Genomic DNA, 25494 nt, shown 5'->3' on the forward strand with positions numbered 1-25494 from the left:
TTCGCTCCGGGATCACATCGGCGATCACATCAAGGTCGCTGCGCTTTCTGGAGGCGCTGTACCAGCCGCTCGAAGGCGTTCGCGAAGGCGGCGCGATCCTTGTTGCCGTAGGTCTTGGGCCCGCCCAGTTCCAGCCCTTCGGCCCTCAACGAGTTCATCAGCGTCCAGCGCGCCTTGTACTCGCCGATGCTCGCAGCGTCGAAGACCTCGCCGCGATGCCCGAGGGCCAGGCTGCCCTTGGCGACCACCTCGGCGGCCAAGGGGATATCCGCCGTGATGACGAGGTCATCGCGCGTCGCCTCCGTGGCGATCCAGCGATCCGCCTGATCGGGCCCTTCGGGGACGATCACCGGGGTCACGCCCGGCTCGTTTCCGAAGGCCATGGGGCGGTTGCTGACCAGGATCATCGGCACCTGGAGGCGCAAGGCAGCGCGCTGGATCAAATCCTTCACGGGGCAGGCATCCCCGTCGACGATGAGGCGCATGGCGGGCCCTCCTTCGTGCCATTCTCTCGGTCATGAGGCTTTTTCACCCACTCAAGCCCGATCACCAACGATAGCCGACCAAGTTCCAGTAGCGCAACCAGAGCACTTGAAGGCAAGCCGAGAGCGTAGCGAGCCCATACAGCGCACGAACTGCCACAGGCCAGCCTTCCTGCGTCATCGCACCACCCAGACCCAGGACGAGGCCCAGTGCGAGCGCAACCAGCAGCAGGGGCAAGGTCAGGATGCCGCGGATCCAGGCGTTGATGCCAAAGCCGTACGCAGGAAAGCCCCCGCCGACGTTGCCGATCAGGAAAATGCTCGGCAGGAGCATGACGCCGAACAGGGCGCTCAGGCTCGAATGGAGCACCAAGAGGATCCCCGAAGGTCCGAGTGGCACGTGTCCCAGGAGGGCGAGGGATCCGAGGACGATGAGGGAAATCATCGCGCTCAGCAGGAACGCCGCGAAGTAAGCGAACTGCCAAGGAGCGGCCTCGTACCGAGGGAGGCGGCTGAATCCGCCCTGGTAGCGCATGCTGGAGCACAGCGTCTCCACTTCCCCCTTCGCATCCAAGCCGAAAGCGATCCGCGCCTTGCCGTCCGTGCGCTCGAAGACGTTCTCTCCGACGGGCTCCCAGCGGGTCGTGCCCTCGAAGCCGCCGTAGACGTCGCCGGCTCCGAGGGCCGTGACCGTCAGGCCTCCCGCGCGATCCGCCCGCACTCGGACCTGGCCCACCAGGAGGCTTTGCAGCTTGCTGAACGTGTCGCGGTTGTACTGGAGGTAGCGGTAGACTCCCTCGAATCGCCGGCAATCTGTGCCAGGTACTGTACGGGGTGCCTTCGCCTCGCGCCCGGTCGGCCAGAGATGGTCGAAGAGCGCGTCGGCGAGGGCAAGGCGTGCTTCTTCGTCCCCCGCCACGGCGTAGAAGATGCCGAGCTCTGCTTCGGGCACGAGGTACATGCGGCTCCAGACCGCTGCGGAGTCGCCATCGCGCCGCAGCACCCGATGCCCGTTGCGCATCTCTTCGAAGAAGCCGTAGGTGATCCCCGGCAGCTCCGGATGGGCCTGAAAGCGCCTTTCGCGCATGGCTCGGACGGTCTGCTCAGCGAGCAGGCGCCGCCCCTGGTAGCTGCCGGCGCCCGTCATCGCGATCAAGTAGGCGGCCATATCAAGGGCGCCGGCATGCATGCCGCCTGCGGGGGCCATCTTGGCATAGACGTGCGGGGCCTCTTGGTAGCGCCCCTTCCCGTCCCTCACGCATTCGCGGATGCAGCGCTCGGTGAGCTGGCTCGGTGCCGGTTGCTCGAAGGTGCTGCTGCTCATGCCGAGAGGGGCGAAGACGTGCTCGTGGACGTACTGATGAAACGGTAGGCCGCTCACTTGCTCCACGACCAGGCCGAGCAGGCCGCTGGCCCAGTTTCCGTAGGTGAGGTGCTTGCCCGGAGGAAGCACCCGGCGAGGCATGCGGGTCTTGAAGAAGTCGGCGAGGTCGTTCAGCCCCTCGGAGGCTGTGGCGACGATGCCGAGGTTGCATTCCTGGAAGCCCTCCGTGTGCGAGAGGAGGTGCCCGATGGTGACGGGTGAGGCATCGGACGCCTGGAGCTCATAACCCGGCAGATAGGTGGCGACGTCCGTGTTCAGATCGAGGAGGCCCCGCTCGACCAGTTGCATGACCGCGGTGGCCGTGAAGGCCTTGGCGATCGAGGCGACTGGCACGACGGTCGTTTCGATCGCAAGCGGCACATGCGCGATCGGGTCGGACTCGCCGAAGCCCTTGGCGAGCAGGATCTCGCCTTGATGGACGACCACGATCGCGGCGCCATAGAGCCCATGGGCAGCGCGTGCGGCGAAGAACGAGTCGAGGTGAGTTGAGAGGCCGCTCAAAATCGGTTGCTGAGGGGACTCGAGAACGGGAGCGCTCATCGCGGGATCCTTCTGCTTGAAAGAGGGGGGCATCGACGGTGCTAGCTGCCGACCGCGCGGGCGTGCGGGCGTAGCCCCGCCTCCAGGAAGAGGCGCAATGCGGCGATTTGCTGCTCAGCGTGGGGCTGGCTGGGGGGCTGGAAGACCGCGTGGATCATCAAGCCATCCGAGAAGGCCATCAGAGCCTCGGTGATGGTCTCGGCGGGTAGGACCGGATCCAGCTCGCGCTTCTCGATGCCGCTGCGGATGAGTTCGAGCAGGGCGTCGAAAATGCGGGAATGCCGCACCCGCAGGTAGTCCCAGCGGGTGCGGCCCCGCGTCAAGAAGTACTCGTAAACCGCTGCCACCAGGGCGTCCGAGGCGCTCCCCAGCGAAGTCGTCAGCTCGGCCAGGAGCCCCTCGATGCCGCTCCAAGCATCTGGGCTTGCGATCGTCAGTGCCTGCAAACCCTCTGCATTTTGCTGGTCGAGCTGGTCGAGCATCGCCTGGAACAGCTCGTCCTTGCCCGGGAAGTAGGAGTAGACCCCCCCGCGGCTCAAGCCGGCATCTGTGATGACGTCCTGCATGGTGGTCTGTTCGAAGCCTTGCTGGGAAAAAACCCGGACCGCAGCGTCCAGGATCTGCTGGCGCCGCTGCGCTTTGTGTTGCTGGGTGACCTTCGGCGACATGGGGGCTCTCCTGAAGCGCTAAAAACGACAGCGACATCGGTGTCGTTTTTAGTTTAAGCGACATGCGTGTCGAATTGCAAGCACCTGTGTTTCGCGAAGAATGGGGAAGCCGTGAGCGGCTAGCTTGAATAGATAAAAAACGAGAGAGGGTCGATCAGCTCGATCGACCCTCTCTCGTTTTTAGGCGCGCCTGACAAGACTCGAACTTGTGACCCCTCACTTCGGAGGCGAGTGCTCTATCCACTGAGCTACAGGCGCATGTCCCGATCGGGACACCCCAGTATAGCGCACGGGGACGACCGGGGGCAAGGGGCCTTTCGAAATGCGGTACACTGGTCGCGTCACCGCTGTCACGAGAGGAGCATAGGGATCATGACGACCGACCGGCAAGAACAGGCCACCTTCGGCGGCGGGTGCTTCTGGTGCCTCGAGGCTGCCCTCAATGAGTTGAAGGGAATCACCTCCGTCGTTTCGGGATACGCGGGAGGTCAGAAGGAGAACCCCACCTACCAAGAGGTCTGCACGGGCCGGACCGGCCACGCCGAGGTGGTCCAGATCACCTACGACCCGACCGTCATCACCTACCGTGACCTGCTCGGCGTCTTCTTCACCCTGCACGATCCGACCAGTCTCAACCGCCAGGGGGCCGACGTGGGGACCCAGTACCGATCCGTCATCTTTCCCCACTCGCCTGAGCAAGAGGCCATCGCCCGCGAAATGATGGCGGCGCTGACAGCTTCTCACGTCTACGAAGCGCCCATCGTGACGACCATCGAGCCGCTCGTGCACTTCTACCCGGCCGAGGAGTACCACCAGAACTACTTCGCGCGCAATCCGGAACAGCCCTATTGCCAGTTGGTGGTCGCGGGCAAGGTCGCCAAGGTGCGCGCCGCCTTCTTCGAGCGCCTCAAGCGCGCCTGAGAACGCGACGAGGGCCGGACCATTCGGTCCGGCCCTCGTGCGAAAGGGGTTTAGAGAAGGGGCTTGATGTCCTTCATGAAGGCGGCCTTGATGCCTTCTTCGGTCTGGGCGGGCAAGCCGACGTACTTCTTCACGATGCGGCCCTCGCGGTCGATGACGAAGGTGGTGGGGATGCCGCGGATCCCGCCGTAGGCGCTCGCAACCTCGTCGTTGCCGATCACGACGGGGTAGTTCATCTTGTTGTCCTTGACGAAGGGGGAAACGACCTTGTCGCCCTCGCGATCGAGCGAGATGCCAATGATCTCGACGCCCTTGCCCTTCATCTCGTCGTACATCTCGATGAAGTGCGGGATCTCGGCGCGGCAGGGCGGGCACCAGGTGGCCCAGAAGTTCACGATGCGCACCTTGCCCTTGAAGTCGGACAGGCGCACGGTCTTGCCGTCGCCCGAGCGCGGCAGGGCGAAGTCGGCGGCCTTTGCCTGGGCGGCGATGGCCGGGGCTTCGGCTGCGGGGAAGAAGCGGGGGGCTACGATCGCGCCGAGCGCGACCAGGCCAAGGGCGATCGGGAGCATCGCTTTCAACTTCGCCATGGTGGTGGTTTCTCCTCTGTTTAGGACTGAGCGGTCGCTTCCCTCAAAGCTACCGGAGCCCGCAAGATTCCGCAAGCGTCCCTTGCTTGAACCTTTTAGGGGCGCCGGTCCTTTCCTTACTTGAGCATCAGGTTGAAAGTCGCCTGGTCGCGCTTCCCGTCCGCCGTGATTCCGAAGTTGACGATCCACCAGCCGCCCATCTGGAACTTCATCCCTTCGACGCGGTAGTCCCCGTTGCCGAGGTTCTGGGTCACTTCGGGCCGGGTGGGCAGGCCGTGGCCGTGCTGGGGCATGTCGCCGTCGACCGTGATCGTCGCGCCGTCGATCGGCTTGCCTTCCGGGGTCTCGAGGTGGATCGTCCACTGGTGGAGCTTGGAGATCGGGATGAGGGCGGGGTCGGTCTTGTAGGAGAGGCGGAAGGCGCCATTCTCGGTGGCCCTGGCCGTCGAGTAGTCCAGGTCGCTCGGCACGCCCTTCATCATGGACATGCAGCCGCCCGTGAACAGGGCGATCGCGCCGAGGGCGCCCAGCCACTGCCGCTTCGACATCACTTGCTTGATCGTGGTCCGTTGCATTGCGTGGGGTCCTTTCATCGTGTGAGGTGCTAACCTTGCGGGGCAGCCAAGAGCTCAGCGGGGGTAGAAAGTGGGCCGTCGAGGGCCCGCAGGAAGCGCTCGAGCTGGTCGCGCTCCTTGGAAGAGAGGTGCAGGGGCGTCAGTTCGCTATGCCCCTGCGGCGCTTTCGGCGCCTGCTCGTAGTGCGCGATCACTTGTTGCAGGGTGTCGAACTGGCCGGCGTGCATGTATGGGGCCGATCGGGCCACGTTTCGCAGCGACGGGGGCTTGAAGGCCCTGAGGTTCTGGTGGTCGCCGGTCTTCAGAAAGCGCAGGTGAGCTTGATCGGCACTTTGCTGCGTATCGCTGAAGGGGCTCTTGGCATTGAACTCGTCCGCCAGGACCTGGAGGGCCCCCTGTGCGCGGCCTGTGTCGGCGCTCAACTCGCTTCTCGCCGGCACCCCGGTGTTGTGGAACTCGTTGTTGGTGAAGAGCGGGCCGCTGTGGCAGGTGATGCACTGCGCCTTGCCGACGAACAAGCGAAGCCCCTGGACCTCGTCCTCCGAGAGCGCGCCGCGCATCGCCTCGCGATCGTCTCGTTGCAAGGCTTGGACGTATTGGTCGAAGCGAGAGGCGCCCGGCACGAGCTTTCGCTCGTAGGCTTCGATCGCCTTGCCCAGGTTGGCGAAGGCCCGCGTGACGGCGTCGCGATCCTCGGCCCGCATCTGCGCCCAGTTCGCCTTCGCCGTCGGGTCTTCCACCGGTCCCGCCGCTTCGGGGAAGCGCGACGTGTCCGAAAGATCGGGCAAGGGCCCGAAGAGGGCTTCGTACTCGGAGCCATACGCGGTAGCGGCCAGGCGGACGACCTGCATCCGGTTGGTGCCGTGCTCCAACGGGTTCTCGAGGGGGCCCAGGGCCTGGCTCCAGAGGCTGTCCTTGCGCCCATCCCAGAACTGCCACTGGCTGTAGGCCGTGCCGACGACGGTCATGGTCTTGCGACTGGTCGTGCCGATCCCTTGCGCCAAGGGGAGCCCGTCGGTGAAGTTCTTCTCGGGTTGATGACAGGTGGCGCACGAGACGTTGCCGTTACGACTCAGCCGTCGATCGAAGAAGAGCTTGTGCCCCAACGCGCTCGCTTCTGAATTCTGGGCGTAGCGATTCGACGGATTCGGCGGCGGAGAGGCGAGGTTGCCGATCCAGAGGCTCTTCAAGGCCTCTTTCTCCTCGGGGGTCCATGCATCGGGCTGCCAGGCCGGACACGCGGCAAGGAGCGGCGTGGCGGCCGCGACGGTCAAGAGCAGCAAGCGGCGAAGGGGCTTGTTCATCAGAAAGGACCATCCTCTAGGACGTGAGTGCGGTGATCGGAGGCGCGATGGGGCCATTAAAGACCTTCTAGCCGGCTGGAAGGTCAACGCCTCGCGGTAATTATTTACGTTCGCTCCTGATGACCGCTGGGCCGCTTCACTCCTCGTCGATCGCCTGGTGCGCCGGGAGACGTTCGAGGTCCCCTGGCTTCCAGCATTGGTCGAAGAAAGCTTGCTCTGGGCCATAGAGGTGCAGGACCACCACGAAGCCGCGCCCGGGCTGGGTCCGAAGCCAGTTGGAAGCGCCCGCTTCAGGCGGGCGAGGGCCGAAGAAGACGTCGAACGAGCCGTCTTGGTTCTGCTCGCGGCCTTCCCGTGAGCGGATGATCGCAGGGGCATCCCCATGGTCGAGCATGGTGCCGTCGGCGACGTGGTGCACTGAGACCGCCCAGCCGTCCGCAGCCGGTACCTCGGGCGGCAAGTGCAGGCGATAGCTTTGATCGCCGCTCAGCAATGCGCCGTCGGCGTCGTGCATCGCGAAGGGGCACTTGCTGCCCCGCCCGAGCGTGGGCGTTGCCAGCATGGGAGCCGACAAGGCCGCGGTCAGGTAGAAGTAGCTGCGGGCGTCGATCGCCGTGTGATCCAGGGCCTGGAACAGCGCGTCGACACTCGAATGAAGATCGAGCCATTGGCGATCGGGAAAGTAGCGCTCATCCGTGAAGCACCCCCGCGTGCGCATCGCGAGGATCATCTTCGGTGCAAGCTCGGCTGCTCGGGTGAGGAGCCGCTGTCGGCGCTCATCCGGTTGAAACGGCTTGCCTCGCTTGATGCCGATCGAGGCCATCATGCCGCGCAGCAGCCCATCGACCATCTCGACCGGCTCATCTTCGATAAAACGCGCAAGCTTCTCGAAGATGCTGAAGTCCCGGGGGGTGCGCAGGTCCAGCGGCGTCTCGGTCGCAGCGGGAAAGCGCATGGGGCGCCGAGCCTGGTCGCGTCCGAGCAGCGGGAAGATCCGGATTCCATTCAAGGCCTGTACCGGCATGAGTTCGGCACCCGCATGCAAGAAGAGCCCCACCCCGTAGGTGGCAGCGCGCAGAACCCGGTAGCCCTGAGGGATGTGTCCTTGATAGGCGGGGGGCAGCACGAGGTACAGGCCGCCTTTTCCCTCGTTCGCGCTGCTCGGCCCGAAGTCGCTGAGGGGGCGTTGCCAGAAGTCCGTGAGCGTTCCTTGCACCCGCGGCGGGACTTGCAGGACCAGGGGGCCCTCGCGTTTCAGGTCCAGGAAGCCCATCCCCTGGATGCTCCCGGCCTGCGCCTGTCCTAGTTTGGTTGAAGCCCCCGTGCCCTGCGGCCACAGCGGGAGGATCTCGAAGCCTTGCCCAAAAGCGCCTTGCAGGGCATCGCGCATGCTGAGCATGTGGAGGGCCGGCAGCGAGAGCAGGAAGATCTGGGTCGCCCGTTGAAAGATCAACGCTTCGTAGAGCTGCGTTTCGGTGTCCGCCGTGGGAAAGTCATGCTGAAAGGGCAGGGAGGAGAGCGCATCCCAATAGCCCTGAGGTTCGGCCGCCATCGAGACTCGGAGACGATCTGCTTTTTCGCTCTGCCTGGCCATCGCAACCTCCTGATATGAAGGGTTCGGGGCCATCTTAGGATCCGATGGCCCGAGCGTCACGCGGCGTTCGGCGTATCGGTATCTCGAGGGGCACTGGGCCTATCGAGACGGCAAAATTACCGTAGCCAAAGCGTTTTCAAGTCTCGACACCATCCCATACGCTCAGGTCATTTCAACAGACCTCGACGGCTGATCCATGAGGAGGTGCGCCATGGCGGAGAAGGGCGGGGACAAGCTAGCAGGACGCTCGACGAGAAGCCCGGGCTTGAGGGATGAGAGCAAAGCCGGCGTCGAAGGCGCGCGCGAAGGGGAAACTTTCAGGGGCGAAATCGCGGGGGCGGACGCCTCTCGCAAGACGAGGCGCCCCCGCTCCGACGTGGCCCCCGAGAATCTGACGCCGGAATCTGGCAATCTGAGCCCAGGGCCAGGCGAATTGAACGACTAGCAGATAGTCCGAGGGCAAAGCTCAGCGGGGCGGCGTTCCGATCGGCCTGGTATCCGCGTCTGAACGCTCGGTGGATTTCTGCTCCTCGAGCCCTTCCACCGGCCCCGTTCGCCCCAGTGCATCGGGCTTGGGCTCCTCGGCTTCGAAGATGTCACCGAGAGGCGGGTTATCCGTCCTGGGATTGCGGGCTACTTCAACATTTCCTTGGCTCCCTACCGGGTTGTTTCGCAGGCCGGCCATGTCGTTCTCCTTCGCTCGGGCACCAGGCTTCCGTGCCAGTGGGTGATTTTGACGCGATCACAGGTTCATTCTCGATCCGATTGGCGTCATCGCAAGCGGCAAGAATGGCTCATGGGGATTCTGGACGCGGCCAAGACTGATAAGACTTCTTGGCTGTTTTGCACGTGGAGAAGGCCTTATCCCCTCCCTTATGATGCTTGCTCGCTTGAGGGGTCTATGACGAAACCAGATGCCGCCCGCTATGCCCTCGTCTGCCTGACGATCGTGACGGTTTTGCTCTCGGTCGTGTTCGTGGGCTTGGCGCTTGGCGCCGTCCTGCTCTACCCGCAGGCGGTTCGCTACGCCCAGCGCATGCACCAGGAGCTCGCGACGACCCGGGCGGAAACCCAGGAGCTCCGGCGCCACTTGCAAGCTTTGCATGCGAGTGAGGAGCGTCTGTCGCAAGAGGCCGCCCGACGCCAGCTGAGCTTAGGGCGCGAGCTGGACGCGCAAGCCAAGCAGAGCCTCGCGCAACTCAAGACACTCGAGGGGCATCGTAAGCGCCTGGATGCCGAGCCCGGCGCGAACCCGCTCGCCAAGCTCGACACCCTCATCGGCCTGACGCGGTTGTTGGCGGATGAGCTGCTGCTCCTCAATCGACACCTGCTTCTCTCTCAGCAAGAGCTGGCGGTCGGGATCCGGCCTTCGCCTGCTCCTTCTAGCAAGCGATGAGCTTGGCCCGCGCCTGCTCGCGATGACCTGCTCTCGGCCATTGGAGGCCTGCGGGGCCCGTGCTAAAGTGCCCGCACCTCGTTTCGGACGGGGTGAAAGGACGGGAAGCATGCGCCTGTTTCACTTGAATTGTGGGACTTGGTGTCCGGCCACGCAGCCTTTGATCAACGGCACCGGGACCATGTCGCGTCCCGGTGAGGTCGTGTGCCATTGCCTGCTCGTTGAAACCGGCGATGGCTTGGTCTTGATCGATACAGGACTGGGGACCGCCGATCTCGCAAACCCTCGCCAGCGTATCGGGGGCCTCTGGACCGCCCTGATGAGGCCGCAGACCGATCTCGGCGAGAGCGCCTTGCGCCAGATCGAGCGCCTGGGCTTCAAGGCGGATGACGTGCGGGACATCGTCGTCACCCACCTGGATTTCGACCATGCAGGCGGCATCCCCGACTTCCCGAAGGCCCAGGTGCACGTCTACGCGCCCGAGTACGAGGCCGCCATGGCGCGTCGTAGCCTGCGCGAGCGCTTTCGCTACAAGCCGGATGACTGGGGGCACCGTCCCCAGTGGCTGCGCTACGAGACGGAGGGCGATCGCTGGTACGGGTTCGACTCCGTACGGGCGCTCTCGGATCGCAGCAGCGAGATCCTGTTGGTGCCGTTGCTTGGTCACACCCGGGGCCACTGCGGTGTTGCGGTCGATAGCGATCAAGGCTGGCTCTTGCTTGCGGGGGACATCTACTTCCACCACGACGAGCTGGAACCCAATGGCCACAGCCCCATCGGCTTGCAAATCTATGAGAACGTCATGCACATGGATCGCAGCGTTCGCCAGGAGAACGTCCGGCGCCTTCAGGCACTGCACCGCGACCATGGCGCCGACGTCCAGATCTTTTCGTCGCACGACCCCGAGGAATTCTATCGCTTCGTGCCTCAGACGCAGGCGGCCGAGAGGCGCTGAGGAGGCGCCGAATCACCGATCTGTCAGCTCGCGAAGACCTGGGTGACGAGCAAGTACCCGCCAAGCTTGGCAGGGGGTAGCGATTGGCCTTCGACCTGGGGATGGTAGCGCGTATTGGCCGGCAGGCGGATGATGCCGACCCCCAAGCGTCTGAACTCCGGGCGCAGGATGTTGGCTCGGTGGCCGGGGCTCTTCATCAGGCCGCGGTGGGCCGCTTGTAGGTCGTGGGCGAAAGCCAGGTTCTCTCCGAGGCGCGTGTAAGTGAGCCCGCTGCGCGCGGCCCGATCGGCAAGCGTCTCGCCGTCGGGGGCTTCGTGCGCGAAGTAGTTTTGCTTCTGCATGTCCAAGGAGTGCGCGCGTGCAAGTGCAGCGAGCCGCTCGTCCCAGACGAGGGGGCGGAGCTTGGCCTTGCGGCGTTCTTGGTTCACCAAGGCGAGCATCTCGCGCTCGGTTTGGTGTGGGGCCGCGAGCGCTACGGCGGCTCTGAGGGGCGCTTGACTAGGAAAGGCGCCAAGTGGGCCGAGCAACGCTGCGAACAAGGTTAAGACTTGAAGGCGTTTTCTCATGCTGGCCGGCTTTCTAGAGAGCGGGAAGGCCCCTAGCATACCGATTGAATTCTGGCCGGCTGTAACAGGAAACGGCGGCCCCGCCATCGTGGCGGGGCCGCCGTTGAGCATGAGCGCCTCAGAAGAGACGGCGTGCCGATTCGAAGTAATTCGCCCCCACGAAGGAGACGCGCTTCCCGGTGGTGGGAGCGTGGAGGACCTTGCCGCCGCCCACGTAGATGCCGACGTGGTGCGCCGGGCTGCCTCGGAACACCAGATCCCCGGGGCGGAGGTTCCGCATGTCGACCGCCTTGCCCATGCGCTGGAAGGTGGCCGCGGTGCCGCTGCGGCCTGCCCCCGCCATGCCTGAGGCCTGCTGGACCAAGCCCGAGCAATCGACCGGGGCGGGCCCCTTCATCCAGCCGCCGTGGCCGCCGCCCCAGCGATAGGGCTGGCCGATGAAGCGCATGGCTTCCTTGACGAAGCGCATGGCCGTACCCGTCGCGCCCTTCACCTTGTCGAAGAAGGATGGGCTGGCTTGTTGCGGGGCCTCGGCGGCGCGGTAGGCGTTCATGCGGCCTTGCGCGTGCTTCAGGCTTCGGGTGTCCCGCTCGACCTTGAGGGTCTTGCCCGCGAAGATCCGGTTGATGTCGCGGATCCCATTGGCCTTCGCCAGGCGCTCCACCGACGTGCCGAAGCGCTTGGCGAGCGCGCCGAGGGTATCGCCGAACTTGATGCGAATATCCATCCCGTCCCCCTTTCGTCGAAGGCCTCCTAGCTTGTCGGCGGTTCGACAGGCGAGATTGTGAGGTTTAGCGAAGATTTGATGAAGGATTAATAGAGGGCCCCCGAGCAGGGAAGCACGGTGTCAAAAGGTTGAAGGCCCCGTCTTTCGACGAGGCCTTCGAGGGGTGGATGATGGGAATCGAACCCACGTATGCTGGGACCACAACCCAGTGCCTTAACCACTTGGCGACACCCACCACGGTGTTTCAGAGAATACGCTGGCGCGCCCGGCTGGATTCGAACCAGCGGCCAGCCGCTTAGAAGGCGGCTGCTCTATCCCCTGAGCTACGAGCGCAGAAGCGAATCGAGGATTTAAATATAGCTTATCCTGGGTGGGCTGTAAAGTCCCCCGCTTGATGAAATTTCGGTTTCAGTCCTCTCGGCCCGCGCAGCGCGGCCTGGGGCGGTCCTTTGACACCCCCCGGGGGATGGGTTAGAGTTGAAGCCAACTAATAAGACCGGATTTGTCCGATTCACCCTCGGACCCTGTTGAGGAGCGAAAAACGCCGCCAATGATCACGCCCGAGCACCTGACCCAGTACATCCTCCAGGCCATGCCCGACGCCGAGGTGACGGTGACCGACAAGACGGGCACTTCCGACCACTTCATCCTGCGGATCGTCTCCGACGCCTTCGCGGGCAAGAACCCGCTCGATCGTCAGCGCCTGGTCTACCAGGTCCTGAACGAGCCCATGAGCGACGGGCGCATCCATGCGCTCGAGATCCGCACCGAGACCAAGTCCTAAGTCCCCCTTTCCAGCAAGAGGAGATCCCATGAGCGAGCTGTTCAAAATGGCCGACACGGCCATCGAAGAGGAAGTCCGCCGCGAGATCCAGGATCACAAGATCCTGGTCTACGGCAAGGGCACCAAGCTGATGCCCATGTGCGGGTTCACCCGCGAGACCATGCAGTTCTTCGATCGCTACGGCTACGCCTACGAGGTGATCGACGTCCTGAGCAACCCTGCCAAGCGCGAGTTCCTCAACCGCATGACCAACTGGCCGACCTTGCCCAAGGTCTTCATCAACGGCGAGTTCTACGGCGACACCGACATCCTCGACCCCATGGCCGAGAAGGGCGAGATCGAGCCCCTGCTCAAGCAGGCTTTCGAGAAGGCCTAGTCCCCGCCTCGCCTTTGACGCGCCCCGGATGCTCTCCGGGGCGCGTCTTTTTGCGCGCCGAAATGATCCGGCCATTCTGACCAGCCTGCGCTTGCTTGCCAGCTTTTACACTCGAGAGGGTCGAAGCGAGGGATGCGCGCATGCCGAACCTGTTGCTCATCGCCATCGTCATGCCGTGGCTGTTCGCGGCGCTACTGGCGATCCTGCCTCGGGGCTTGGACCGCTGGGCTCGCCGTGTGGCCCTTCTAGGCAGCCTGCTGACGGCGGGAACCTTGACGCTCGCCTGGCGCTTCTTGCCGCCTGCATCCTCGCTCATCGCCGTCGCGACCTTCGAATGGCTGCCCTTCGGGGGCGGGCGCGTCTCGGTGGCGTACGACGGCCTCTCCTTTCTCTTTCTGCTCTTGACGGCCTGGATCGCCGCGGTGGTGGTCCTGTTCTCGGGGGCTTACATGCCTCACGCCCAGCACGCCGAGCATAGCGATCGCAGCGAGGCCAGTTACTACGCGCTGCTGAGCGCCTTCACGGGCTGCATGTTCGGCTTGCTGCTCGCAGGGCATTTGCTGCCCTTCTACGTCTTCTGGGAGCTGACGAGCCTCGTTTCGTTCCTGCTCATCGGCTTTTGGCACCACAAGCCGAGCGCGCGCGAAGGGGCCATGCGCAGCCTGGTGATGACCGGCACGGGCAGCCTCTTGATGCTGGTGGGTCTGGTCGGGCTCGGTTTGGGCGCGGGGGCCTGGAGCTTCGGTGAGTTGCTCGCCCCGGGCGGGGTGGGGGCGGCGATCCCGGGGCTTGCCGTTTGGGGGGCGCTCATTGTGGCGGGGGCGCTCGCCAAGAGCGCTCAGGTTCCTTTCTCGAGCTGGTTGCCGGGGGCCATGGCGGCGCCGACGCCGGTCAGCGCTTACCTGCACTCGGCCGCGCTCATCGCGTCGGGGGTCTATCTCTTGGCGCGCTTTTTCCCGCTCTTGAGCGGGACCGTCACCTGGCAGTGGCTGCTCGTCGCTTCGGGCTTTATCGGGGGCCTGATGGGGGGCCTCATCGCCCTGAGGCAAGAGGAGCTCAAGGCCATGCTGGCCTACTCCACCATCAGTCAGTACGCCTTCATCATCTTGGCCTTCGGGCTCGGCACCGCGACCGGGGCTCAATCCGGCCTCTACGCCTTCTTCATCCACGCCTTCATCAAGGCGGGGCTGTTCCTGCTCAGCGGCGCGGTGATGTACCTGACCGGCGAACGCCACTTCGAGGCCCTGGGCGGCCTTGCTCGACGCCAACCCGTCCTCGCCGTGCTGGCCGTCGTGCTCGCCCTCTCGCTGGGAGGCGTGCCCATCTTCGGCGGTTTCTTCTACAAGGAGGAGCTGCTCCACGCGGCGCTCGAGACCGATGCCTGGCTCTTGCTCGGGGCCTTGCTCACGGGCGGGGGGCTCACCTTTCTCTACATGATGCGCTTCTTTACCGAGATCTTCCGTGGGGATCTGCCCGCGCCCCTTCACGTGGAGCGCCTTCCCACGCGCATGACGGTGGCGATCGCCTTGCTCACGGGGGTCTCGCTCGCGGCGGGCCTCTTCCCCAACTGGATGAATCAGGCCCTGCTGGATCCGGCGATCGCGAGCGTCCTGGGCCACCCGGCTCCCTACGCCATCGAGATGCATTTCAGCGGCTTGCTGCTGCTTAGTTTGGTGGTCTTGGCTTGCGTGGCGGCCATCTGGGCCGTCTGGCGGCGCGGGGTGCTGCCCGAGGAGTTGCTCTGCGCCCTGCCTTCGCGCTTCACCTTCGGCGGAGACCGCTTGCTTGCGTGGTACGGGGCTGCCTCCGAGGCGTTACTCGACCTGCACGACGGCAACCTGAGACGTTACCTGCGAATTGAGCTCTTCGCGGCGGCGGTCCTGACTTTTGGCTGCTGGTGGGGCCTCGCCTGGGTCTGGCCCCCGTCGCCGACGCGCTTCGATCTCGCCCTCACCTTGATGCTGGCGGTCGTGGTGCTCGCAGCGGGCGCGACCATCTGGCTACGGTTCCACGTGCTCGCCGTCATCGCCTTGACCATCTCGGGCTACGCGCTCGCGGCGGTGTTCGCCCTCATGCACGCGCCCGACGTGGCCCTCGCGCAGGTGCTGGTCGAGACGCTCGCCACTTTCTCGATCGTGGTGGCCCTGAGCCAGAGCCGCCAGATCAACCCGCAGGAGACCCAGATCCTGACGGCCGGCCGTCGTGACTGGGGGCGCTGGGGCCTCTCCATCGGCTTGGGGGCCTTCATGGGCTGGCTCACCTACTGGGTCGGCGGCCATGCGCCTCGCGTATCGATGGGCGAGCGCTATGCGGCCGAAGCCCACGCCTTGACCGGCATGTGGGACCTGGTGACGGCGATTCTGACGGATTTTCGCGCACTCGACACGGCGATCGAGATCCTGGTCTTCGCCTCGGCGGCGCTCGCGGTGATGGCCCTCTTCCGCCGGCGAGAGGTGGCCCATGAATAACCCGCTCGTACGTTTCGTGGCGGCCTTGGTGTTCGCGCTGACCTGGGTGATCGCCTGGCAAGAGATCCTGTATGCGGGCGAGTTACCCGGTGAGGGCTTCACGGCTTCCGTGCTCTTGCTCTTGGTGGTGTTGCTCCAGTACGCGGTCATGGGCGACGCCGAGGCCTCCAGGCGCTTGCCGCCGCGGGTCTTCTCCCATGCCATGACTGCGGGCGGGCTCTTGCTGCTCTTCCTGCTTGGCGTGCCGCTTGCCTGGGGTGGGGCGCTCCTCCAGGTCTTCAAGATCCCGCTGGGGCCGTATGAGGTGTCGAGCACCATCCTCTTCGATCTGGCCCTCTTCCTCACGGTGAGCGGTTCCATGCTCGCGGCTTTCGCGGGCGTCAAGGAGAACGAGGCATGACGGTCGTCTACGCGGTGGCTGTGGGCCTGCTGTTCGCCATCGGCTGTTATCAGCTGCTCGGGCGGGATCTGCTGCGCATCGCCTTCGGGATCTACCTCGCTTTCAACGGGGCCAACTTGCTCATCATGGCCCTCGGCACCGTGCCGACGGGGGCTGCCCCGTTCGCGCAGCTTCGCCCGCCGTACGTCGATCCCTTGGTCCAGTCTATGGTGCTCACGGCGATCGTTATCGGCTTCGGGCTCGCCACCTTCTTGCTGATCCTGGCCGCGCGCCTGGGCGAGGCGCGATCGACCTTGGACGCCGAAGTCATGCGGCGGTGGCGACGATGAGCATCGCTTTTCTGCTCTTGGTCCCTATGGCGGGCTTCGTGGCGGTGCTTGCCGCAAGGCGGGCGCCGCGCGTGCAGGCGGGTGTCATCCTGGCCATGGCCTTGCTCTCATGCGCCTTGAGCGTCGCGCTCATCGGGGCGGGGCCTACCACCCTCGGCTATGCCCCGGGCGGCTGGGGAGCACCGTTCGGGATCGAGCTGCGGGCCGATCGCCTCAGCCGCCTCATGCTGGTGCTGACGGGCCTTCTCTTCGTCGCGGGGGGCGCTTGCCATCTGGGGCAGACCTGGCAGGGGATGACGCCTACCGAGCGGCCGGTCTACCACCTGGCCTTCCCGTTGCTGCTCTTTGCCCTCAACTGCCTCTTCTTGACGGCCGATTTCTTCAACTTCTACGTCTGTTTCGAGCTGGTGGCGGTTTCCTCGTACCTGCTGGTCGCGATGGGAAAACATGCCCCCTTCGAGGCCGCCTGGAAGTACTCGGCCCAGAGCGTGCTCGGATCCCTCTGCCTGTTGACGGCCATTTGCTTGCTTTACAGCTGGACCGGCGCCCTGGCCATGGCGGACGTGGCGGCGCGCCTGGTCGAGCCCGCCCGCTGGGTGGCGCCCCTGCTATTGGTGGCCTTCCTCCTCAAGGGGGCCATCTTCCCCTTCCACTTCTGGCAGCCGGATGCCCATGCGGCGGCGACCACGCCGGGTAGTCTCTTGCTTGCGGGCCTGCTCATCAAGGTGGGCCTGTACGGCTTGCTGCGTTTCTGGCCGCTGCTGCTGGGCAGCAGCCTGGAGCAGGCGTTTCTCATCATCGGGGCGGCCTCGATCCTGTTCGGTGCGATCGCCGCCTGGCGTCAGGCCGATGCCAAGCGCCTCTTGGGCTTCTCTTCGGTGAGCCAGCTGGGGTTCGTCCTGGTGGGCTTGGGGCTAGGAAGCCCGGGAGCCGTGGCGGCGGCCATCTTCTTCCTCGCGGCGCACTCGCTAGCAAAGGCCCTGCTCTTTCTTTCCACCGGTAGCATCGCCGATCGGATGGGCCAGACGGCCCTGGTTGAGCTCGCGGGGGGCGGGCGCGGCCAGCGGCTTGCCAACATGGGCTACTTGCTCGGGGCCCTCTCGCTGGCAGGGCTTCCGCTCACGGCGGGCTTCGTCGCGAAGCTCGGCCTGCTCACGGAGGGCGCGCGTCTGGGGCAGTGGCTCTGGGTGGGGCTCGTGGCGCTGGCGAGCGTGATGACGCTCGGGTACGTGCTGCGGGCCTATCAGACCTTGTTCTGGGGTGCGCATCCCCCGTCGCCCTTGCCCGGTAAGGCGAACCCGGGATCGTCCGGGGCGATCGCGCTGCTGTCGCTCGTGGTCTTGCTGATCGGAGTGGCGCCTGCGCCCCTCTGGGGCTGGTGCCTGGCGAGCGCCGAAGAGCTCGCGGTCTCGCGTCTCGATTGGGGCGGACGATGAACGTCGCCTTCTGGCTGTTTGCGATCGTGGCCTTGCTGGTCTGGTTCACCCTCACCGGGCGCGCCGGCGTGCCGGAATGGTGCCTCGGCGTGCCGGTCGTGCTGAGCGCCTGGGGGATCCTACAGCGCCTGGTGGAGGCGCCCTTGCGGCTGACTCCGGGACGTTCGCCCACCTGGCTTCGGGGCGTGGTCGGCTACCTGGTGGGCTTCGTGCTGCCCGAGATCCCGCGCGCCACCTTTCGGGTGTTCGTCAAGGTCCTTCAAGCGCGGCAAGACGTCCATTCCGTGATCCTGGCGGTTCGGATTCCCGAGGCGTCACGCGCGGCCCTCATCCTGCTCGCTTATGGGATCTCTTTGACGCCCGGGCAGTTGATCGTGGACATCGACGCCGACGCGCACGTGCTCTACGTCCACGTCCTGGAAGCCGCCGATCCCGAAGCGGAACGCCAGGAGATCCTCGCGCTCTACGAGCGCTACCTCAAGGAGGTCGTGTGATGCTGAACATGGTGCTGGTCGCAGCTTTGGTCGTCTTGGTCCTCCTCGCGCTCGCGACCACCTGGCGGGTCGTCACCGGCCCCACGATTCCCGACCGGCTCTTGGCGGGCGATCTCACGGTCGCCATCCTCACCTTCGTGCTCGCGATCGCCGCCATCCTCGGCTCCTCGGAGTTCTACCTGGACGCCGCCCTGGTCGCGGCCTTCCTCGCCTTCACCAGCACCATCGTCCTCACGCGCTTCATCGACAGCGGCAGGGTGTTCGACGCATGACGGCCGTGATAGGCTTGTGCGCCCTCTTGCTCGGGATCGCCATCACGGCGGCGGGGGTGGTCGGTATCTATCGCTTTCCCGACGTGTACGCGCGCCTCAACGCCCTGGCCAAGGTGACGACGATGGGAGCGGTCCTGGTCCATCTCTCCTCGGGGGCCCTGCTGCCGCCTGGGCACGGGGGCAAGGGCGTCCTGACGGCACTCGTGTTGCTGTTGACCACCCCGGCGGTGACGCAGGCGATCGCCTATCTCTCTCATCGCCAAGGCCTGCCCAACTGCCTGGAGCGCGACGAGCTCGCCGATGAAAGAGCGAGCAGCGAGCCGTGACGCGTTTTGGAGCATAGGTTTTCTAGCTTAGGCGCTCTAAGGGGAAAAGGGGCCCTGCGATCGCACGTGTCGGATCATCCCCGTGAAGACGATGGCGAGCAAACCGAGTAGCACGCAGACCCCCAGGAAGGAAATGCCTTTGTTGCGCAGCAGGTCGCTGTCGGCGACGTCCGCGATCGCGGGCGCGTCCTTGGCGTATCGGACCCTGATCGACGAGCCGAGCGGCTTGGCACCTGCCAGTTCCCTTTCCACTTGGCGGCGGACCTCGAAGGAGCGGCTACTCTCGCCGGCAGGCACGACGTAGCGGATGCCGAGATAGTAGCGCGAGCCTTTGGGCTTTCGAACCCGCACGTTCTCGGTGACGGTGCCGAGGGAGACGGCCGTATCGAGGGTGCTGAGGCGGTACTGGGTGAGCAGGTCCCGGGGCCCCAGGCTGAACGCGGCCAAGACCCCGATGGTAAGCAGCAAGAGGTAGGGCAAGAGGTTTCCGAGCAGTCGCTTCAGGGTGTCCATCGGGGCGCTCTCCCATACGGTGCGTGGCCGCCGGCCTCAGGCTTTGGCGTCCAAGAGGGTATACCACTCCTGCTCGTTTCTCACGCCGGAGCGTCTCAAGCGTTTGGTGATTTTTCATCTAGGCCATTCACTGGCTTCGCCTCATGCTTTTACCTGGGTAGCAGGCATTATGAGGAGGGACGTGCCGTGAGAGCTTTGCTGGTCCTGGGTGGCCTCACCGCTTGTCTGGTCGGGTGCGCCGTCGCTTCCGCCCCAAAGGAAACCGAAGTGGTGGCGCGCTGGACGTCGCAGCAGACGGCGCCAGTCATCACGCGAAAGTGGATGGCAGGTTTCGTGCCCGCCGAGGCCTGGAAGGTCGATACGCTCAGGGTCTACGGCGATGGCCGCTGGGTGGCGACGCGGGCCTTCGCACCGGTTTCCAACCGGCCGGATTCGGTGGTCGCAAGCGGCTCGCTGAGTCAGGATGCGCTGCGCGAGGTGCTCGACAAGGCGTTCGAGCGTAGCGCTGACGGCACGCGCTTCGTGGATCTGCCGGCGCGGGTCGAGAGCGGAATCGCGGATGTTTCGGCCGAGACCCTTTCGCTGTCGATCGAGAACGCGTCGCACTCGGTTTCTCTCTCAGGGACGACGCCCCCCGCTTATCGGCGTTTTGCCGAGGCGCTCACCGCACGGACGATCGCCGTGCCCTTCGATTAGGCGCCTGCGCTTTCGGGAACTCATGTCATTAAGCCTTGCTCGGTTGGATATGAGTTTCCGGAGGATGTTGCCCCATGCGACGCTGCCATCGCCTTAGCTTGCTCGCCCTCGTGATGCTCGGCTTGACGAGCCAACCTGTCCTGGCGGCTCCCCTGACCTCCTGGCAGGAGGCGCCGGTGACGACCAGCCAAGCCGTTTATTCCTTGGCTTCTTCCGATCTCTCCCACCTCAGCCTTGCGCCCAGTGCCACGCTGCAGGAGGCTGATGTGACGCCCTCCTTGAGCCCGTGGGGCTCGGTGGCGCTCAGTGCCGCGGGGGGGAGCCTCTTGTCGCCGCTGGGGCTCGGGGTGGGGTATCTCTACGCCGGTGATCCGATGCGCGGCGTGATGGTTGGCCTGGGTGGCCTCGGTACCGTCTCGCTAGGCGTCTTGGCTGGTGTCGCCCTCAGTCAGGCCGTCGTGGTCGGCGCCCAGTCGGGTGGCGAGAGCGCGGGCTTCGCGTATGTCTTGGTTGGCCTGCCCGTGATGGCCCTGAGCTTGGTTGGGTACTACGCCTGGGCGCTCGTGGACGTCTATCACACCACGCTTCGCACGAACGAGGCGCTTCGAAAAGAAGCGACCCCGGAATGATCCGGGGTCGCGCGAGGCTTAGGCCAGGGCCTTGAGAGCCGCTTCGTAGTTCGGCTCCTGGGCGATCTCGGGGACCTGCTCCTCGTAGACGATCTTGCCCTGGGGGTCGATCACGACGACCGCCCGGGACAGGAGCCCGGCGAGGGGACCGTCCTGGATGGTCAGGCCGTAGCGCTCGGCGAACTCTTGGTGGCGGAAGCCGGAGAGGGAAACCACGTTCGTGAGGCCCTCGGCACCGCAGAATCGCGCATGGGCGAAAGGCAGATCGTTCGAGACGCAGAGCACCACGGTGTTGTCGAGCTTCTCGGCCGAGGCGTTGAAGCTACGGACGGATGCTGCGCAGACGCCCGTGTCGACGCTCGGGAAGATGTTGAGGATGATGCGCTTGCCCGCGAAGTCCTTGAGCGAGACGTCGCTGAGGTCGGTCTTGGTCAGCTTGAAGTCGGGCGCCGTCGCGCCGACCGACGGGAGATTGCCGGCCGTGTGGATGGGGTTGCCCTTGAGGGTGATGGTGGCCATGGTGCCTCCTTTGATGGGATTGAGCTGGGATCGATTTGGAAAGGCCGCTTCCATTGTAGAGGAATTTGCCCAGGCCACGGGTTAATACAGCTTTTCCTGCTTCAACATCAAGTCGAGGGCCCACGCGAGGCGACGGGCCCGCGTTTCAGGCTTCTTGGCGGCCTGGATGCGGTAGTAGAGGGCGTAGCGGTTGGTCTTGTTGAGGCCCTCGAAGAAGGCCTTGGCCTCGGGATGCTGATCGAGCAGGGCCAAGAAGTCTTCCGGGACCTGCGCCTGGCTCGGTGAGTCGTAGGCGGCATCCCACTGGCCGTTGCGCTTGGCCTCTTCGATGGCTTGCTGGCCGGCGGGCTGCATCTTGCCGGCCTCGATCAGGCGCGCGACGTGCTCGCGGTTGACCTTGGACCAGGGCGATCGCGCCTTTCGTGGCGAGAAGCGCTGCAAGAAGCTCTCGGCGTCGTACTTGTTCTTGGTGCTGTCGATCCAGCCGTAGCAAAGGGCCTCGTTGAGGGCCTCGGCGTACGTGATGCTCGGATATCCGCTTCCCTTCTTGTAGAGGCGCACCCAGACGCCCGGGGCGTGGGTGTGGTGCTCGGCGAGCCAGGCGCGCCAGGCATCGGGGGATTCGAAGGGGAGGATAGGCAGGTCCTTGAGGGTTTCAACGGTCATCGCTATCAGGCTTCCAGGATTCGCTTCAGGTTGTGCAGGTCGCGTTCGACCCAGCGTGCGTCGTCTTCAAAGCGTTCTTGCGACATGTCGGGTTGGCGGAAGAGCGTGAATTGGATCTCGCTGCCCGTGCCGTTCGGAATCACGCGCATGGGCACCTCCACGACGTCTCCGCTCGGCAGCAGGACCCGGTGATCCAGGACGCCATACGCGTTCGGCGGCGCGAAGTGCAGCGTGACGAGGCCCGATGGCCCTTGTACCGTCCACTCATCGCCGGCTTGCCGGATTGTATCGCCCAGGCCTGAGGCCCACTTGACCAGGTTCTCGGGGGACGAGGCGAAGGCATAGACGAGGTCCGACGGGCGGTCGATCCAGAGGGTGATCGTGCGGGATTCGAGGGCGGGCAATCGTGGGTCTCCTGGTCGTTTGAAGCTGCTCAGCGCGTGATGACGTACGTGACCACGGCATCATCCCCCTGTTTTCCGATGCCGTAAATGACGTAGGAGGCGCGCGCCGGATCGTAATCGTAGACGATCGCACCGAAAGTCGTCACGTCGTGCAGGGAGTTGTGGGGCACCTTGCCCGGGCCGAGGCGGGTGCCCTTGGGGGTCGGTGTGGTCGCGGTTGCGGGCTTCAGCGGGCTGTTGCTCGCAGGCAGGCGAATCGCGTTGGATTGGTGCAGTTCGTACGTGGAGAAGGGGTTCGGCGGCATCTGGTCATTCGCCATGTAGTAGGTGCCCTGGTGGGTGAGGGCCTTAAGGGCGGTCTCGGCAGCAGGATAGTTGCCGGCATGATCGACCGCGTACATCTCGAGTGCCATGTGAAACGCGCGAAGGTTCGCGCCGAGCTCTTCGTTCGGATCGCTCGGCGCTTCTTGCTGGATGGCTTCGAGTGCTTGCTGGGATGGCGTGGGAAAGAAGGCAAGAGGGCGCGAGCAGCCGAGGAGCAAGCAACTCAAGGAGAAGCCGAGGGCGAAGAGAATGCTGCGTGGCATGGCGGGCCTTTCACTTCAAGAACGGGGTTGGCACCAAGCGAGGACTGATGAGAATTTACCCGCTGAGGGCTTGAACGCTACCTTGGCGGGTGAGGGCGCGCACGTCCTTTGTGTGGCGACGATTCTTGCGGGCCTGCACGGGGTAAGGAACAAAAGCATGCACGTTCGCTTGGAGGATTTTCATGCTTTGTCCAGCTTGCGGCCATTCCCTGACCGAGACTCAGGCGGGATCGATCGTCGTCGATGCCTGTGCCCAAGGCTGCGGCGGCCTCTGGTTCGATGCCTTCGAGCTCAAGAAGGTGGATGAAGCCCACGAAGCCGCAGGCGAAGCCTTGCTCGCCATTCGGCCGGCGGCAGAGCGGGCCGCCATTCAAGACGAGAAGCGTCGCTGCCCGAAGTGCGTCGATGTCGTGATGTTCAAGCACTTCGCCAGCGTCCAGCGGCGCGTGACGGTGGACGAGTGTGCGGGCTGCGGCGGCTTTTGGTTGGATGCGGGCGAGTTGGACCAGATCCGAGGCGAGTTCGAAAGCGAAGCCGAGAAGGACCGCATCACCGAGACGGCGCTCACGGGTCAGCTCGAATCGGCGGCGGTCGGAGCGATCGTAGACCGAGAAGAGAACCTGGCGCGCGCGCAGCAGGTGGCTCGGATGTTCAGGTTGATCTGCCCGAGCAACTACGTGCCAGGAAAGCAAGACTGGGGCGCGTTTTAGCCGGTTGAAACCGCCTGCCTCAAAAGCCCCCGAGCATCCAAGCGGGCGATAGCAGCTTCACGCTTGGAGGGTGTCCGCGGGAACGGTTTTTTGAGCCAAGAGATGGCAAGATACTCCCATCAACCACACACCACCTCTCTGAACTGAAGCCCCCGGCCTAGTGGCCGGGGGCTTCTTGATGGAGCGTGCGACACGACTCGAACGCGCAATAGCTTGCTTGAAAGGCAAGACCTCTGCAGCCCGGAAATCTACATGGGGAGATAAACGCCGGCGGGGCAAGGCCTAATGAGGGTTGGGTTGTTCATTCCCTCTGCGACATAGCCTAGGCCATAGTAGCGGCCTCTTTGGAAGCGTGCGGGCGACCCGTCTGTGTATGTGCCCATGTCTTCCTTAAGCTGAACTGAGATGTTGACGACGCCATCAACGGGCGTTGATTCGCCGATCGAGAGCCAGTTCTCGGACATGGCTCCATCGCTACTAGCGCTGCCGAGGTAGAACTTGATTGGCTTTGTAAGCGTCAAGCCCTTCAAGGTGAAGGTAACCTGCGTGCCCAGATTGGGACACGGTTCCGAGACCAGGAATTCCACGCGATCGCGCACCTCGACATTGAATGGATCGAAGAGCGAAATCCGTGGAGAGCTTACTTGGCCGATCAGCGAACCATTTTGGACAAAGCTTTTGACCAACCGATATTCGCCGCTGGAAAAATCTCTAGGCTTGGTATGAACGAGATAAGTCGGCGTCTTGGCGTACTCCGCATTTGCCGGGATCAAGCCGCGCTTGGAAAACTCTTCGTAAGGAGCCAACTCGGTCTTCGTGGCTAATACCATTTCAACGGGGCCTTTGGGCTCGGGTGACGTGCTTATGCCTGTGGAGCCAAGAGCGAGCCTTTCGGCATTTTCTCGCGCGGCCTTGGCTTCGGATGATTCCTCCAAAAAGCCTACAGTGGCACCTAGTGACGAGAGGATGCCGCAGCCACTGAGAAGAAAGGTGGAGGCCATGAGAATCGGCAGGATGCGTTGTTGCATAGTCGTGCTCCGTTTCGCAACAGGTTATTGATGGATTGTATTTTGGGTTTAATTAATAATATTATCATTATAGGTATCTTAAGACAATGCCATGCAACAGGAGTTACGCAGGTTAGGCTGAATTCCGCCGCTCGGGTGAAGCTGAAGGGCGAGGGCATGAGGGTGACTTTGTCGTCAAAAAGCGATCGAGCAAACGATAGCAAGTTCACTTCGACGAAGTAAGAGGGCTAACAGCGTTGCGGCTCAAGATGAGGGATACTGAAACCCATCAAGACCACGAACGACCACCTCTCGCTCTCGAGGCCACCCGTCGCACACCGGGTGGCCTCGAGAAGTTTTTGTGTTACTGGACTGAGGAGATGGCATACCAAGGGCCAGGTTGTTCTCTCTTAACCCTTGGAGCAAACTCCATGGGCTTTTCGGAGCGAGGCATTGCGACGTAGTGGTAGGGATAGGTGACTGTAGCCGTTACGGTCATCCCGGATGAGGGCGTCCATAAGATTGGGTGCACGACGAACCGATCCGATTTTTCTTCGATGGCGGCGATTTTACCTTCATAGCCCCCACTGCTTTGGCTGCCAAACAGAAAGAGAACCCCTTGGTCTTTGGTAAAGTCGATGACAGGGAGACGGCTGACAAGACCATCGACGTAAGCTTTTCGATCTACCATTCCGGGTATTTCATCGAGATGGCTGTTTAGGGCGTCGTGCAGCTCTTCTTGGCTTTGAATGCGGAAGCCTCGTGGTGTGTTCCCCCCTAGGTTGCTGTATTCCCCAGCAAGAGGAGCAATCGATCTAAAGGAAATGCTCGGGGCAATTGGAAGAGTGGAGGCCAAATTCCTGGCAATGCCGCAGCCTGAGAGCATCGAGATGCAGTAGAACGAGAGAGTTAGTTGTTTTATTGTCATGTTGCTACGGCCGTCCTCGCTAGTGGATGTCTTCTCTGAAGTAATTATCCTGATTGCTGATAACAGAATAGATCACATGAATGGCTCATGAAACAAAACGCGTTTCATTTGCTTCATTGGTTTCATTTTCTGGAATCTGTATCGGCGTATAGCAAAAGCCCCTGCCATTGGAGTGAGCATCAATCACATACTACCTCTCTAAACTGAAGCCCGCCGGGTGCACACCCGGCGGGCTTTCTCGCATCAAG

General features: G+C 63.8%; 32 protein-coding genes and 3 tRNA genes. 15 read left to right on the plus strand and 20 right to left on the minus strand.

All coding sequences use genetic code 11. From position 1 onward, the window contains the following. Nucleotides 1–29 precede the first annotated feature (29 nt). The 4 genes from J7643_06195 to J7643_06210 all read right to left on the minus strand — a co-directional run bounded on the left by J7643_06195 (nt 30) and on the right by J7643_06210 (nt 3332). Nucleotides 30–485, minus strand: coding sequence for a YaiI/YqxD family protein (locus tag J7643_06195; GenBank protein MBO9540168.1), 456 nt, complete (start codon nt 483–485; stop codon nt 30–32). A 61-nt stretch (nt 486–546) separates the two neighbouring features. Beyond that, nucleotides 547–2406, minus strand: coding sequence for a serine hydrolase (locus J7643_06200; protein ID MBO9540169.1), 1860 nt, complete (start codon nt 2404–2406; stop codon nt 547–549). Nucleotides 2407–2447: 41 nt separating this feature from the next. Further along, on the minus strand, nt 2448–3074 hold the full coding sequence (locus J7643_06205; protein MBO9540170.1) for a TetR/AcrR family transcriptional regulator: 627 nt from the start codon (nt 3072–3074) through the stop codon (nt 2448–2450). Nucleotides 3075–3259: 185 nt separating this feature from the next. Beyond that, a tRNA-Arg gene (locus tag J7643_06210) sits at nt 3260–3332 on the minus strand. A gap of 114 nt (nt 3333–3446) precedes the next feature. On the opposite strand from J7643_06210, the gene msrA reads away from it, so the two are divergent. Continuing rightward, complete coding sequence (gene msrA, locus J7643_06215) at nt 3447–3995, plus strand: peptide-methionine (S)-S-oxide reductase MsrA (GenBank protein MBO9540171.1); 549 nt, start codon at nt 3447–3449, stop codon at nt 3993–3995. A 50-nt stretch (nt 3996–4045) separates the two neighbouring features. Here the strand turns inward: msrA and J7643_06220 are convergent, their stop codons facing one another. The 5 genes from J7643_06220 to J7643_06240 form a co-directional block, all read right to left on the minus strand. After that, nucleotides 4046–4585: a TlpA family protein disulfide reductase gene (locus J7643_06220; GenBank protein MBO9540172.1), complete on the minus strand. Its 540-nt coding sequence runs from the start codon at nt 4583–4585 to the stop codon at nt 4046–4048. A gap of 116 nt (nt 4586–4701) precedes the next feature. Further along, nucleotides 4702–5160, minus strand: a complete 459-nt coding sequence (locus tag J7643_06225; GenBank protein ID MBO9540173.1) for a FixH family protein — start codon at nt 5158–5160, stop codon at nt 4702–4704. Nucleotides 5161–5189: 29 nt separating this feature from the next. Then, complete coding sequence (locus tag J7643_06230; protein MBO9540174.1) at nt 5190–6464, minus strand: cytochrome-c peroxidase; 1275 nt, start codon at nt 6462–6464, stop codon at nt 5190–5192. A 136-nt stretch (nt 6465–6600) separates the two neighbouring features. Then, nucleotides 6601–8016, minus strand: a complete 1416-nt coding sequence (locus J7643_06235) for a DUF1254 domain-containing protein (protein ID MBO9540175.1) — start codon at nt 8014–8016, stop codon at nt 6601–6603. Nucleotides 8017–8524: 508 nt separating this feature from the next. Continuing rightward, the gene (locus J7643_06240; GenBank protein ID MBO9540176.1) at nt 8525–8743 is read right to left on the minus strand and encodes a hypothetical protein; all 219 of its coding nucleotides are present in this window, start codon (nt 8741–8743) and stop codon (nt 8525–8527) included. 216 nt (nt 8744–8959) lie between these two features. On the opposite strand from J7643_06240, the gene J7643_06245 reads away from it, so the two are divergent. Next, the gene (locus tag J7643_06245) at nt 8960–9454 is read left to right on the plus strand and encodes a hypothetical protein (protein MBO9540177.1); all 495 of its coding nucleotides are present in this window, start codon (nt 8960–8962) and stop codon (nt 9452–9454) included. A 109-nt stretch (nt 9455–9563) separates the two neighbouring features. Beyond that, entirely contained in the window at nt 9564–10409 is an 846-nt protein-coding gene (locus J7643_06250) for an MBL fold metallo-hydrolase (protein ID MBO9540178.1), read from the plus strand. Between the two features lie 23 nt (nt 10410–10432). On the opposite strand, the gene J7643_06255 is transcribed toward J7643_06250, so the two are convergent. The 4 genes from J7643_06255 to J7643_06270 form a co-directional block, all read right to left on the minus strand. Further along, on the minus strand, nt 10433–10840 hold the full coding sequence (locus tag J7643_06255) for a CAP domain-containing protein (GenBank protein MBO9540179.1): 408 nt from the start codon (nt 10838–10840) through the stop codon (nt 10433–10435). A 253-nt stretch (nt 10841–11093) separates the two neighbouring features. After that, the gene (locus J7643_06260) at nt 11094–11702 is read right to left on the minus strand and encodes a C40 family peptidase (GenBank protein ID MBO9540180.1); all 609 of its coding nucleotides are present in this window, start codon (nt 11700–11702) and stop codon (nt 11094–11096) included. Between the two features lie 162 nt (nt 11703–11864). Continuing rightward, nucleotides 11865–11937, minus strand: a tRNA-His gene (locus tag J7643_06265). 22 nt (nt 11938–11959) lie between these two features. After that, nucleotides 11960–12035: transfer RNA gene (locus J7643_06270), tRNA-Arg, on the minus strand. A 217-nt stretch (nt 12036–12252) separates the two neighbouring features. On the opposite strand from J7643_06270, the gene J7643_06275 reads away from it, so the two are divergent. The 9 genes from J7643_06275 to J7643_06315 all read left to right on the plus strand — a co-directional run bounded on the left by J7643_06275 (nt 12253) and on the right by J7643_06315 (nt 18587). Then, nucleotides 12253–12486 (plus strand): BolA family transcriptional regulator, encoded by a 234-nt coding sequence (locus J7643_06275; protein MBO9540181.1) that lies wholly within the window; start codon nt 12253–12255, stop codon nt 12484–12486. Nucleotides 12487–12532: 46 nt separating this feature from the next. Further along, nucleotides 12533–12862, plus strand: a complete 330-nt coding sequence (locus J7643_06280) for a glutaredoxin (protein ID MBO9540182.1) — start codon at nt 12533–12535, stop codon at nt 12860–12862. Nucleotides 12863–13002: 140 nt separating this feature from the next. Next, nucleotides 13003–15330, plus strand: a complete 2328-nt coding sequence (locus J7643_06285) for a DUF4040 domain-containing protein (protein MBO9540183.1) — start codon at nt 13003–13005, stop codon at nt 15328–15330. Continuing rightward, nucleotides 15323–15730: a hypothetical protein gene (locus J7643_06290; GenBank protein MBO9540184.1), complete on the plus strand. Its 408-nt coding sequence runs from the start codon at nt 15323–15325 to the stop codon at nt 15728–15730. Before J7643_06285 ends, J7643_06290 begins: the two co-directional genes overlap by 8 nt. Next, nucleotides 15727–16059 carry an NADH-quinone oxidoreductase subunit K gene (locus J7643_06295; GenBank protein ID MBO9540185.1) on the plus strand — a complete coding sequence of 111 codons (333 nt, stop codon included), beginning with the start codon at nt 15727–15729 and terminating at the stop codon, nt 16057–16059. The genes J7643_06290 and J7643_06295 overlap by 4 nt, the downstream gene beginning before the upstream one ends. After that, complete coding sequence (locus J7643_06300; GenBank protein ID MBO9540186.1) at nt 16056–17495, plus strand: hypothetical protein; 1440 nt, start codon at nt 16056–16058, stop codon at nt 17493–17495. Before J7643_06295 ends, J7643_06300 begins: the two co-directional genes overlap by 4 nt. After that, complete coding sequence (locus tag J7643_06305) at nt 17492–17989, plus strand: Na+/H+ antiporter subunit E (protein MBO9540187.1); 498 nt, start codon at nt 17492–17494, stop codon at nt 17987–17989. The genes J7643_06300 and J7643_06305 overlap by 4 nt, the downstream gene beginning before the upstream one ends. Further along, on the plus strand, nt 17989–18261 hold the full coding sequence (locus J7643_06310) for a hypothetical protein (protein MBO9540188.1): 273 nt from the start codon (nt 17989–17991) through the stop codon (nt 18259–18261). The genes J7643_06305 and J7643_06310 overlap by 1 nt, the downstream gene beginning before the upstream one ends. Then, nucleotides 18258–18587 carry a monovalent cation/H(+) antiporter subunit G gene (locus J7643_06315; protein MBO9540189.1) on the plus strand — a complete coding sequence of 110 codons (330 nt, stop codon included), beginning with the start codon at nt 18258–18260 and terminating at the stop codon, nt 18585–18587. The genes J7643_06310 and J7643_06315 overlap by 4 nt, the downstream gene beginning before the upstream one ends. 36 nt (nt 18588–18623) lie before the next feature. Here J7643_06315 and J7643_06320 read toward each other — a convergent pair whose 3' ends face one another. Continuing rightward, complete coding sequence (locus J7643_06320) at nt 18624–19100, minus strand: hypothetical protein (protein ID MBO9540190.1); 477 nt, start codon at nt 19098–19100, stop codon at nt 18624–18626. 186 nt (nt 19101–19286) lie between these two features. Here J7643_06320 and J7643_06325 point away from each other — a divergent pair, with 186 nt between their 5' ends. Together J7643_06325 and J7643_06330 are read left to right on the plus strand one after the other, a co-directional pair. Next, a complete protein-coding gene (locus J7643_06325; GenBank protein MBO9540191.1) occupies nt 19287–19796 on the plus strand; it encodes a hypothetical protein in 510 nt (169 codons plus the stop codon). A 74-nt stretch (nt 19797–19870) separates the two neighbouring features. Beyond that, nucleotides 19871–20425 (plus strand): hypothetical protein, encoded by a 555-nt coding sequence (locus J7643_06330; protein MBO9540192.1) that lies wholly within the window; start codon nt 19871–19873, stop codon nt 20423–20425. 18 nt (nt 20426–20443) lie between these two features. Here the strand turns inward: J7643_06330 and tpx are convergent, their stop codons facing one another. From tpx to J7643_06350, 4 genes are all read right to left on the minus strand, one after another. Beyond that, nucleotides 20444–20944, minus strand: coding sequence for a thiol peroxidase (tpx, locus tag J7643_06335; GenBank protein MBO9540193.1), 501 nt, complete (start codon nt 20942–20944; stop codon nt 20444–20446). 81 nt (nt 20945–21025) lie between these two features. Next, nucleotides 21026–21610: a YdeI/OmpD-associated family protein gene (locus J7643_06340; protein MBO9540194.1), complete on the minus strand. Its 585-nt coding sequence runs from the start codon at nt 21608–21610 to the stop codon at nt 21026–21028. A 5-nt stretch (nt 21611–21615) separates the two neighbouring features. Then, complete coding sequence (locus tag J7643_06345) at nt 21616–22014, minus strand: SRPBCC family protein (protein ID MBO9540195.1); 399 nt, start codon at nt 22012–22014, stop codon at nt 21616–21618. A 29-nt stretch (nt 22015–22043) separates the two neighbouring features. Continuing rightward, nucleotides 22044–22601, minus strand: coding sequence for a hypothetical protein (locus J7643_06350; protein MBO9540196.1), 558 nt, complete (start codon nt 22599–22601; stop codon nt 22044–22046). Between the two features lie 182 nt (nt 22602–22783). Between J7643_06350 and J7643_06355 the strand changes: the two genes are divergently transcribed. Next, nucleotides 22784–23311: a zf-TFIIB domain-containing protein gene (locus J7643_06355; GenBank protein MBO9540197.1), complete on the plus strand. Its 528-nt coding sequence runs from the start codon at nt 22784–22786 to the stop codon at nt 23309–23311. Between the two features lie 248 nt (nt 23312–23559). Here the strand turns inward: J7643_06355 and J7643_06360 are convergent, their stop codons facing one another. Both J7643_06360 and J7643_06365 read right to left on the minus strand, forming a co-directional pair. Continuing rightward, entirely contained in the window at nt 23560–24339 is a 780-nt protein-coding gene (locus tag J7643_06360) for a hypothetical protein (protein MBO9540198.1), read from the minus strand. A 343-nt stretch (nt 24340–24682) separates the two neighbouring features. Continuing rightward, nucleotides 24683–25246 carry a protease complex subunit PrcB family protein gene (locus J7643_06365; protein MBO9540199.1) on the minus strand — a complete coding sequence of 188 codons (564 nt, stop codon included), beginning with the start codon at nt 25244–25246 and terminating at the stop codon, nt 24683–24685. Nucleotides 25247–25494: the final 248 nt, after the last annotated feature.

The sequence above is a fragment of the bacterium genome, assembly GCA_017744355.1.
Taxonomy (GTDB): domain Bacteria; phylum Cyanobacteriota; class Sericytochromatia; order S15B-MN24; family UBA4093; genus JAGIBK01.